Here is an 11,916-nt window from a genome sequence, read left to right on the forward strand (position 1 = left end):
AACTAGAGCGCAATAGTTAAATTAATTATCAACTAAGCTCAGGTGGGGCGATCGCTTAGGGGTGCATAGCACTATCGCCACTGAGGCAGTTTATCTAAAATCTAAAAACTAGAGCGCAATAGTTAAATTAATTATCAACTAAGCTCAGGTGGGGCGATCGCGTAGCGGTGCGTAGCACTATCGCCACTGAGGCAGTTTATCTAAAATCTAAAAACTAAAGCGCAATAGTTAAATTAATCATCAATAAAAATGCAGCTCTTCCATTTCTCTGTAATAATGCACTTAATAATTCTTACCCAGACCTGAATTTTACTGATAGCTGTTATCTTTTATTAAGTGCAACTTCATGGAGAAATTGTATAAGTAGAAATGTTAGATAATCAATGTCTCTACTGTCATAATTAATATTGATTTTAGATCTATTTATTTCGATGTTTTGATAAGTTATCGTGAAAAATTAATTACACATCTATACAAACTGAATTATTGGCCTTATAAAGATTGCAGAGAATGAGAATAGGTAAATAATTTTGCGCCCGCTACTTATGTAGCTATGATTGATTTTTTGTCTATAATTTAAGTAAATAGGTCAATTAAGTCTGAGGTAATGTTATGACTCCAAATCCTGCGATAATGAGAGCCGTAGAGAATTTGGACTACCGCGTTACTGTGGGAGATGTAGCAGCTCAAGCTGGATTAGATGTTAAAGTGGCAGAACAGGGATTATTAGCTTTAGCTACAGATAGTGGTGGTCATTTACAAGTATCAGAATCAGGGGAAATTGCTTATTTATTTCCTGATAATTTTAGAGATGTTTTACGCAATAAATTATGGCGGTTAAGATTAAGAGAATGGTGGGAAAAAGTTTGGCGGATATTGTTTTATTTAATTAGAATTTCTTTTGGGATTTTGTTGATACTTTCTTTGGTAATTATAATGGTTGCTATTGCCATTATTGTTATTTCAATTAATTCTAGTAGTGAACGAAATGACTCAAGTGGTGGGGGTAATAATTCGGGTGGTGGAATGGTATTTTTCCCCCGGTTTGGATTTAATCCTTATTGGCTTTGGTGGTTTGATTGGGGATACTATGATCGACCCTATAGATATCAACGACAAAGAGAAAGACAAAGACAAAAATCTCGAACTTCAGGTAAAGAAAATGAGATGAATTTTTTGGAGGCTGTATTTTCTTTTCTTTTTGGAGATGGTAACCCTAATTACAATTTAGATGAGCAACGTTGGCAGGCGATCGCTACTGTGATTAAAAATAATCAAGGGGCGGTAGTTGCGGAACAAATTGCTCCTTATTTAGATGATTTAGGAAAAGGATATGCTCTGGAATATGAGGAGTATATTTTACCAGTATTAACTCGTTTTAATGGTCGTCCGGAAGTTAGTCCAGATGGTCAAATTGTATATCATTTTCCTGAGTTACAAACAACAGCAAAAGGGTGGCATTCTCAACCTGTTTATGCTTATTTGAAGGAAAAAAATTGGCGTTTTAGTGAGGCAAATTCTGGTCAAATAATGTTGGCAACTGGATTAGGTGCGGTTAATTTTGTTGGTGCTTTAGTTTTGGGTTCGTTGTTAAAAGATGATACAGTGGTAGCTCAGATTGGAGGATTTATTAGTTTTGTTGAAATTATTTATCCTTTGTTATTGGCTTATGGTATTAGTTTTTTAGTATTACCATTAATTCGTTATTTTTGGGTACAATGGCGTAATGGTAAAGTTAAGAAACGGAATCAACAAAGGCAAAACAGAGCTATTGCTTTAAACCAGGCTAATAATCTGTTAAGTCGGAAAATTGAGTATGCTAGAGAATTTGCCAAAGAAACGATTATTAGTAATCAAGATTTAGCTTATACAACGGAAAAGAATGTGCTAGAACAGGAAGCTGAACAGACAGATAAAATTGATGCTGAATGGCAAAGAAGATTATATCAATCAGATACTAAAGATATTAGCTGAAATTCTTAAGTCTCGATAGTTTATCTGTAAGCATTCAGCTATTAGCGGTTAGCTTTCAGATGATCGAATATCAAAATAACTACTAAGATAGCTGATGACCTTTTTTGTTTGCAACTTTTAATTCTCCTTGGAGACTAATTCGTCAGAAACGCGACAATTAGTTAATAACCTATAGCTGATAACTGATAGCTGACCGCTGAATGCTTACGTTTATCTTGTAGTTTTAGGACGTTTAAATATGAGGTAATTATCGTCAGATTTTGAGTTATGACTAAAAGTTACTAATTCCCATCCTTCATTACCCAAATGATTAACTAATTCGTACAATGTTCTGTCTTTCCATTCTCGCCATTCTTTACCGTTTATATATATGTTAATGAGCTTATCCCCAAAAGGATAAGGGCTTGCTTCTACTAATAGATATTCCCACTTTTGCATTTGTTATCTAATAATATGGAACCATTTATGCGAGAATTTTTCAGAGGTGCGAGGGCAAAGATAATATTATAGCAATTACCAGGTCGTATATTAGCTGTCAGTTTTTTTATCTCTAATATTACCTTGGCTTCAAGGCTGGTTAATCTACTTAATTAATATGCCAAAGCCTAATTTTATATATAGGAGTTATCAAGTTAATAAAATAGATATATTTTTTGCCTTTTCCTCATTTAAGTTGTTTTTGATACGAAATAAAGATATAAGACTTTACTTATTCGATCGATAATTGAAACCAAGTAAATTTCCGCACTTAAAAATGTACAATGTCTAATAGAGTATTCAGGATAAATTTAGCAAAAAATTACTTTTAGAAGGTAAAAAAAACTGAGTAAGACCAGTTTCAAAAAGTATTGCTAGATTAACTTTTTTTTAGCAGGAGTCAGGATTCAGGACAAGGGAGAGGTCGACTTGGCAATTATGGTCAAATTAAATTTGAGGGCTGGTTTTTCCCTATTCCCAGATCCGGTTTTCCCTGTTGTCTATTTAAAGTCAAAATATAAAAAACTATAATTGATTTTGACAACTTTGTATATTTCTAATTTATAGCACTTTTGACTTTAATTGAACAAATAACTTCAGCTATAATTATTTTTAAACTAAAGTCTCTGGACTCTATATAACCAATTTTGGCTCTATTTATGTACTTAGGCATCATGTAAAAATAAGTTCTACAAATTTTATCTAAAATAAATTGTGAAATCTAGCTTACATCAAAAAAACTGTAACGGTTATTCTTACACGACTTGTTAAATATAGGGAGATGGGGAGATGAGGAGATAGTGAATATGGGGGTATTTTTCTACCTGCTTGCTGCGCGTTCCCTCTCTTGGTCGGCGTTCCCATGGCGAGGTCTCCTCGCCAGGTTCCGACCGCTTGCGCCGTGCAACGATTAGTGCAGTGCGTTGGGTGTTTCCCGACAGTCACGAACTGCAGTTCGCGTAGCGGGGGGTCCCATCCGCTTTTTTCCCTATTCTATTTCTCGCTCTCCTGAGTTCTGAACTCCTGAGTTCTGACTTCTATGCCAAAAACCCGCAACACCTGCAAAGATACCAAATGGTTTCTATATAAATCAAAACTTCTATAACTCAGCATTTGATGATCAATCTAGACTTGAAAAAACTGCTCAACAATTAACTAATCAATAAATTCTATATTCTGTAAAATTTATTTGTGTCGGAATGATTTTTGTGTTCTCCTGATGTAAATCAAGCTAATCTCTTTGTTTGTTGATACACTATCAGCTTCTGATATTTTTTTTCAGACAATAAAAATAGAGTTAATTATTCAGGAGTATCACCTAAGTTTGAGTCTTAGCGGACATCAATTCTCGCTAAAGTTGCGCCTTGGTAATAGTACAATAAAATCTGGTGGTAATTATATCCATTCCGAGCTAAATTATAAGCTCCCCATTGACTCATTCCTACGGCATGACCAAAACCTTTTCCAATAATTTGGAAACTGGTAGGGATTTTTTGACCTTCAGTTTTCTTCGCATTAACAGTAAATCTTGTACTTTTTAATCCTAAAGCTGCCGTAATATCTGTACCTTCAACAGTTTTAACCCCTGCATCTCCTAAAACTTTCATAGTAGTAACACTACCGTGGGGAGTAGTAATCTGGGGCGTCATAGAAAGAATATTTCCAACTCCTGGGATTCGTTGCTTTAGTTCTGCTTGAGAAAATGATTCAGTCCATTCATAAACTGGGGCATCTTGGTCAAAATCAGGAACAGCACGGAGATAGGGCAGTGGGTTTGACCAAACATCTTCTACATTTTCTGTGTGTCCCCCAGAAGATGAATGAAATAAAGCTAAAATAATTTGACCATTGTAGGTAAGCACTTGACCTTGGGTAGCATCAACAGCAGCATACGTTCCTGGAGATTCTGTTTTAATTCCTTGATAAACTTGCCAGAATTGGTCATTGCCTAGATCGTAGAAGTTGTTACTATTTTCTTGACGTTTATTCAGGGCGTAAGACCGGGCAGCAACAGCTTGTGCTTTTAGAGCTTCTTGTGGCCAGTTGCCGTTCATTTCTGCTCCAATAACACTATAGAGATATTCTTCAAAGTTTACATAGTTAATAGCAGTTATACCTCCTTTGTGAGGGATAAGGTGAGTCCGGCCTCGATACCAGCGATCGCCTATCCATACATAACCTTCTCCTTTGGGTTCGATCCATATTTGACCAGATATCCAGTTGGCCAAAGCTACTTTCCCTGATTCGAGTTCTGCTGCAAAGCCTTGAGTTGGTTTTAGTTCGCCTATTGCTCTACCTGCACCATCTCTGACTATGGCGTTTGTGGAACTCCCTATTTTAACTTCTTTTACTCCTTCTTGAATAGCAATTCGCAAGACTAGGGAAGCTTGGGCAGGAAAAATCATTAGCACCCATACTAAAATGGATATCCACCAATAGAGTTTTAATGGTTTAGCAGTACGAGTAATAAAAGAAATAAATAGCAGTCCAGAACTCATGTTTGTTTAATTTTTTGATTTGATATTTGACAGGACTTACGCAAAGATACTACATATAGTGGGAAAAACTATAACGTTATAGTTTTTTAACTCTATATATATGGTCTTTGCCTAAGTCCTATTTGAGATAATTAATATAGGAAAAAGCCAGAATAAATATAATAACTTGACCAAAAAATAAGGTTTCAAGCCTCTGGCTTCAGGCAGGGATACTGATAACTGGAATGACATACTTCTCAGCCTAAAAGCAGGGAAATACTAATTTTAATAATTTAGCAGATAAAACTATAAAATAAAGAAAATAATCACACTTGTTTTGAATATACCGATTATATTTTTTTACTTTAATTGAGATTGAGGAAGTTTTAGGTTTTGCAGATAACTTTTCTAGGAACCAGTTCTGGTGTACCAACACGCTCGCGCAATGTTTCAAGTATTGTTTTACGTCTACCTCAACGGGCTGAATTATGGTTGTTTGATTGTGGTGAAGGGACTCAACATCAGTTTCTCCGTAGTGAACTTAAGGTTAGTCAACTAAGTCGTATTTTTATTACCCATATGCACGGCGACCATGTTTTTGGTCTTATGGGTTTGTTGGCTAGTTGTGGTTTGGGGGGAAATGTTAAAAGTATCGATCTATATGGTCCACCTGCCTTGGAGGATTATCTGCAAGGTGGTCTTCGATACTCTCAAACTCGTTTAGCTTATCCAATTAAAGTTTATAAGAGTAGACCTGGTGTTATTTATGAGGATGATGAGTATGTTGTTAGTTGTGGTTATTTGAAACATCGGGTTACTGCTTTTGGTTATCGGGTAACAGAAAAGGATCGACCAGGGCATTTTAATGTGGAAAAGGCAAAGGCTTTAGGGATTTCCCCTGGCCCGATTTATGGGAAGCTGAAACGGGGTGAGTTGGTTACTTTGTCTGATGGACGAAAAATTAATGGAGCTGATTTGTGTGGCGCACCCCAAATAGGTCGGAAGTTTGTTTATTGTACTGATACTGTGTTTTGTGATGGAGCCGTGGAATTAGCGCAGGGAGCAGATTTACTTATTCACGAGGCTACTTTTTCTCATCAGGATGCTGAAATGGCTTTTCAAAGATTGCATTCTACTTCAACTATGGCGGCACAGGTAGCTTTAGCTGCGGGTGTTAAGCATTTGATGATGACTCATTTTAGTCCTAGGTATGCTCCTGGAAATCAGATTTTGTTGGATGATTTGCTACAGGAGGCGCGGGCTATTTTTCCTAATACTGATATGGCTTATGATTTTCTAAGTTATGAGATTCCTAGAGTATAGAAATTTTGGTAGTGCGTCAAGGAAGTGTGGGAAGTGTGGTCTGGGAGGGAAGTTTGGTCTGCGGAGGGTAGGGATACCCTCGAAAGTAGGAGGAATAAGAGTAAATGTATTTAATTAGAGGCTAAACTCCCTCCATCTCCCCATATCCCCACCCCCCCATCTCCCTATCATCAAAGGATTTTAGGAGTTCCTTATCAGGGATAGCTTTCACTCGTGGGGTTAGGGGGAATGGAGAGCGCGGGTCTCCAACCAAGGTTGAGATGAAGGAAAGGAAACCTATAAGATGAGTACCAAGTATAGCTTATCAAAATAATTGGTCGTGCAACCCCGTCTTGATCGGCGAAACGTTTTTGGAGCGTCGATCTAATCTAATCCCTGTTACAAGAACAACTTCTGTACGTCGCCAATCCGACGGCTCCCCTATCTAACTTCTGACTTCTGACTTAGTTAACGGCAGGATGATGTTTTGATTACTTGACATTGTCGAAATCCTTGTATTGGGAGAAAGGGTGAGATTCCCTTTTCTTAAATTGTCCAAGGAAACATCACTGATAGAAACTTTCCTAATATAAAAATATAGTCACATAAGACACATATTTAATTTTGCAGGTTTTACCCTGACGCTCCTTTTTTATGACTGCTTTTTTCCTGTTTTTTGATTAATAACACCAACCAAACTATTTTTCGCAAAACCACCTATATGTATGATTAATGTCTATACTTTCTATAACCTGAAAAAATGAATAATTATGACCATCACCTCTATCCACTAAAACTATAGATGGTCTATATTTTCTCGACAAAGTTTTTTAAACTAACTTGATTGCTAAATCAGGTTAGTTTAAAAATTATTTATCTTCTTCACCATCTGGTAAAGAGGATGAACTCATGTTTAATTCAATATGCAAAGGAAGACTTCTATAGCAGGGAAAGAGATACTTAGGAATTTTTTTAATTGCTTATTGTTTGTTAACCATTTTGTTTGAATTTTTACTATTGTCTTAACCAACTATTTCTTTGCCATAACTCCATCATATAAATTGCTTGTAACTATCACTACTCTATTGTCTGTTTTACCAATTTATCCAAGATATTGTCTACCAACTTCATCAGTAAAATTACGACTTTTTCTGGGTACAAAATCTTTAATAGTCAGAGTAAATCCATTTCTAATTCTAGTTTAACTTGCTTTATTCATAATTTTTAAGAGAGGTTTACTAACGCAAAGCTTCCCTAAAATTTATCAAGCTTTCATTCCATTGTGATTGACTAATAAAATGATATATATTGTGCTATGAAGCACAAAATTGTTTTTTTTGATTTGAGCAATATTTTTGATTTGAGCAATATTTTTCCTTTTACTTTCTCCAAGTAATCCCCCTAAATAATACCGAAATCTCTTTTTTTAGCTCTGGTTTTAAATAAATCATCAAACTTTATGACACCATTTTTCAAAGTATGGAGTTTATTAATGGATAATTGATAATTACCTCTTGTTAAAACCGAGAGGATTGAATATAAGTAAATATTATTTCTTTTTTTCTCTTAAAAGGGGAGGCTTTCAACCTGAATTATTATTCGGTAAGGCACATATAATTGTTTCTCTAATTGCTGGAATATTTTAAGATAAAAGTATTGCTGTCTAATAATTTTAGACTATTTTATCGCATTTTTTTACTAAAGTCTAGTTACTAAAATTGGGTGTTGCTAGAATAATAAAGGATATCAACATCATTCAATGATTCTGGTTTTTCCTATTCCCTATTCTCTATTCCCTCAAAAATTAATATGAGTCAAGACGTAATTATATTATGGTATCGTAACGACCTACGCATCCATGACCATGAACCACTATATAAAGCACTAAAAGCTAATGCTCAAATTATTCCTATTTATTGTTTCGACCCAAGGCAATTTGGTAAAACAAATTTTCGCTTTCCTAAAACAGGCGTATTTAGAGCAAAGTTTTTACTAGAAAGTATTGTTGATTTGCGTAACAGTCTGCAAAAATTAGGTGGTAATTTAGTTATTTATCAAGATAAACCAGAAATAGCAATTCCTAAAGTAGCTCAACAATTATCTGCTAAATCAGTATTTTTTCATCAAGAAGTTACTGCCGAAGAAGTTCAAGTAGAAAGAGCAGTTCGTCAGGCACTAAAACAAATTGGAGTTAAGTTAAAATCATTTTGGGGTCATACACTTTACCATCCAGATGATTTACCTTTTGAGATTAAACAATTACCAGAATTATTTACTAATTTTCGCAAAGATGTAGAGAAAAATTCTACTGTCAATCCTACATTCTCAATTCCTCAAAAATTACCATCTTTACCAGAAATTGATATGGGAGAATTACCCACACTATCTAGTTTAAATCTAAAAATATCACCATCAGATTCACGGGGGGTTTTAGAATTTAAAGGCGGAGAAACAACTGGCAAGGAAAGAATAAAAAATTACTTTTGGCAGCAAGACTGTTTAAAAGTTTATAAGGAAACAAGAAATGGAATGCTAGGAGCAAATTATTCTTCTAAATTTTCCCCTTGGTTAGCATTAGGATGTTTGTCGCCTCGTTATATTTATGAACAAGTTAAAGAATATGAATATCAAAGAGTCAAAAATCAATCAACTTATTGGTTAGTTTTTGAGTTACTCTGGCGAGATTATTTCCGATTTATTTGTCAAAAACATGGCAATAAAGTATTTCATAAATCTGGTTTACAAGGAGTAGCTATTCCTTGGCAAGAATATTCGGAAAAATTTAAAAAGTGGCAAGTAGGTAAAACAGGATTTCCCCTAATAGATGCTAATATGCGCGAACTTTTAGCTACAGGTTTTATGTCAAATCGTGGCAGACAAAATGTTGCTAGTTTTCTGACTAAAAATTTAGGAATTAATTGGCAAATGGGAGCTGAATGGTTTGAGTCTTTACTAATAGATTATGATGTTTGTAGTAATTGGGGAAATTGGAATTATACTGCTGGAGTAGGAAATGATGCCCGAGGTTTTCGCTATTTTAATATTCCTAAACAAGCAAAAGATTACGACCCTGAAGGAAAATATGTTAAACATTGGTTGCCAGAATTAGCAAAAGTGCCTGCTGCTAAAGTACATGAACCTTGGAAATTATTACCTGTTGAACAAGATAGATTTGGTATAAAAATTGGGGTAGATTATCCACAACCAATTGTTGATTTATGGCAGTCGGTTAAAGAGAATGAAAAAATTTATAATGCAGCATTAAAAATTCCAGAAGGAAGAAGAAATAAGCAAGAAAGAAGAAGGAAGAAGTATTAACGAAGTCAGATAGGGGAGCCGTCGGATTGGCGATGTACAGAAGTTGTTTTTGTAATGGGGATTTTGAGTAACCATCCCAAAATATTTCGCCTTAAAAGGCGGGGTTTTAGACCCAATTATATTGATAAAAATTGAATAAAAAAAGTAGGGATAGCTGTCTAAAATGAATTCCATAAGCTATTATTAAATATCTATCTTCGAGATGCACCTTTTTGTCGGATTATTTTTTCATGCTTAGTATAAGGTATAAAAATTATTCCTTGTTTACCGAAAAATTAAGGTTTAAAGCCTCTCCTTGAAAGGAAAAAAAATTCGTTTTAACCAATCCTCTTCTTTTTAATAACAGGTAATTATTAATTATTGAACACGACTTTCTAGCAAGCCTTGTAATACGGTTTCACGGAATTCAAAATTAAAAAGTCAAAAGTCATGCATTATGATTTTATAGACTCATAACTTTTACGCTACAGTAGTTTCAGGAAATTATTTCACATATCATATATAGTTTGAAATTATTTGTGACATTTTTAAAGTGAATTGGTATAAGAAATTGCATATAACTTCGGCTTTGTTGTAATAGCCATAGAAAATCCGTTCCGCTTTTCGGTTCTCCCCGACATGAAAAGTGAACCTAGTGGCAGCTATATCACCCTATTTCTATAGATTGATGCTTTATTCATTTATTGGCCAGTAGTTAAATGGCTAAAAGCCTTTACAGGTATAAGTTTCAGCCTTTTTTTATCTAAGGTTGCTTGTTGCTTGATGTTTGATTTATTTATTGGACAATAGTTGTAGAAGTATGAAGTACATGGATCTTGTGCGGTAGCTATATGCTTTCATACAACAAAGCCTATAACTTCCCTACATTCTTTTTCACACCTATGTCTAATACTAAATCTCAAAAGTGTTGCTATACTTAGGATTAAGTAATTAACACAGGCCGAATAACCTTTTTGATAATTATTTAGCTAGGAGCGTGTTAATTATTCTTATGTTTACTACTCCCCCACTCCCCCACTCCCCCACTCCCCTACTCAATAAAACTAAGTTGACTTATGCATCTGGCCATGAAAAAAAATTGGCATAGGGGGTTGACACTCTCTGAAGCGTCTGTTAGGTTTAGTGAGTAGGGACTAAAAAAATATCTCTGTCCCCATCCTAAAATTCTATACTTAATGTATTTCTTAGAAACAAACAAAAAGCCGATGTTTATCAACAACTCTTACTTTTACTATTATTTTTGGCTTAAAGAGGTTCACTTAAAGTGAATATAGCTTTTGCTATTAACTTCTAAGTGAACCGCAGAATAAACTCTGCGGTTTTTTTGTTTGTACATCTGAGTATTCAAAAAAAGACGAAAACAGTTATGACTCAAGTAAATTCCTGGTATTACGGTTTTTATTTTTACCCCCGATATAGTTCCGGGTAACTTGTCATGCTGACTTTCACTTTTCAGATACATCAACCCGGAACTGATAATGGTTCCGGGTTTTTTATTTTTAACACCACTTAATTTGCCAAGGAGAAAATCTCATGTCTAACGCGAAACTTGCATCTAAGTCTCACTCCGAACATCAAACAGTTGTCAATATTTCTGAACAGACAACAGTGGGAGGTGCAGATTTTTTGATTATTGGGGGCCCCTGCACCGTTGAAAGTATCGAACAAATGGAAGTAGTGGCAAGTAAATTAATAACAGCACCCGTGCAAATGTTGCGGGGAGGTGTCTACAAACCGCGCACTTCTCCCTACTCATTCCAGGGATTGGGAATAGAAGGATTGAAAATTTTGGCATCTGTTCGCCAACGCTACAATATTCCAGTCGTAACAGAAGTCATGTCTATTCCGCAAATAGACTCAGTGGTTGCTTATGCAGATATGCTGCAAATAGGTAGTCGGAATATGCAAAACTTTGAGTTACTCAAAGCAGTGGGAAAAATTGACAAACCTGTGATGTTGAAACGAGGGTTATCTGCAACTATTGAGGAATTTTTGATGGCTGCTGAATATATTCTCAGTCATGGCAACCCAAATGTGGTATTATGCGAACGAGGTATTCGTAGTTTCGATAGTTATACTCGTAATGTTTTAGATTTGGGTGCCGTAGCTGCATTAAAACAGTTGACTCATTTGCCAGTTATTGTCGATCCTTCTCATGCTGTGGGTAAACGGGAGTTGGTGGCATCTTTGGCGAAAGCTGCGGTTGCTTCTGGAGCAGATGGTTTGATGATTGAGTGTCATCCTGTACCGGAGGAGTCGGTTTCGGATGCGCGACAAGCGTTGTCCTTGGAAAATATGGTGGAGTTGGTTGAAAATTTACGCCCTGTTGCTGCTGCAGTAGGGCGATATATTTGTCGAGTTGAGGAAT

6 protein-coding genes are annotated in these 11,916 nt (G+C 35.5%); 4 read left to right on the forward strand and 2 right to left on the reverse strand.

Annotated features, from left to right (window positions below):
• The first annotated feature begins 612 nt into the window (after positions 1-612).
• The gene (locus ACP6PM_RS31320; RefSeq protein WP_426590774.1) at positions 613-1,974 is read left to right on the forward strand and encodes a hypothetical protein; all 1,362 of its coding nucleotides are present in this window, start codon (positions 613-615) and stop codon (positions 1,972-1,974) included.
• Positions 1,975-2,184: 210 nt separating this feature from the next.
• On the opposite strand, the gene ACP6PM_RS31325 is transcribed toward ACP6PM_RS31320, so the two are convergent.
• Together ACP6PM_RS31325 and ACP6PM_RS31330 are read right to left on the reverse strand one after the other, a co-directional pair.
• Positions 2,185-2,412 (reverse strand): hypothetical protein, encoded by a 228-nt coding sequence (locus ACP6PM_RS31325; RefSeq protein WP_426590775.1) that lies wholly within the window; start codon positions 2,410-2,412, stop codon positions 2,185-2,187.
• Between the two features lie 1,370 nt (positions 2,413-3,782).
• Positions 3,783-4,949, reverse strand: a complete 1,167-nt coding sequence (locus tag ACP6PM_RS31330; protein WP_426590776.1) for a SpoIID/LytB domain-containing protein — start codon at positions 4,947-4,949, stop codon at positions 3,783-3,785.
• 372 nt (positions 4,950-5,321) lie between these two features.
• On the opposite strand from ACP6PM_RS31330, the gene ACP6PM_RS31335 reads away from it, so the two are divergent.
• The 3 genes from ACP6PM_RS31335 to aroF form a co-directional block, all read left to right on the forward strand.
• A complete protein-coding gene (locus tag ACP6PM_RS31335; RefSeq protein ID WP_426590777.1) occupies positions 5,322-6,251 on the forward strand; it encodes a ribonuclease Z in 930 nt (309 codons plus the stop codon).
• A 1,788-nt stretch (positions 6,252-8,039) separates the two neighbouring features.
• On the forward strand, positions 8,040-9,548 hold the full coding sequence (locus ACP6PM_RS31340) for a DASH family cryptochrome (RefSeq protein WP_426590778.1): 1,509 nt from the start codon (positions 8,040-8,042) through the stop codon (positions 9,546-9,548).
• A 1,533-nt stretch (positions 9,549-11,081) separates the two neighbouring features.
• On the forward strand, positions 11,082-11,916 hold an 835-nt coding region (gene aroF / locus ACP6PM_RS31345), incomplete at its 3' end, for a 3-deoxy-7-phosphoheptulonate synthase (RefSeq protein ID WP_426590779.1).

The organism is Dapis brunnea BLCC-M229 (assembly GCF_050015995.1).
In the GTDB taxonomy this organism is placed as follows: Bacteria; Cyanobacteriota; Cyanobacteriia; order Cyanobacteriales; family Microcoleaceae; genus Trichodesmium.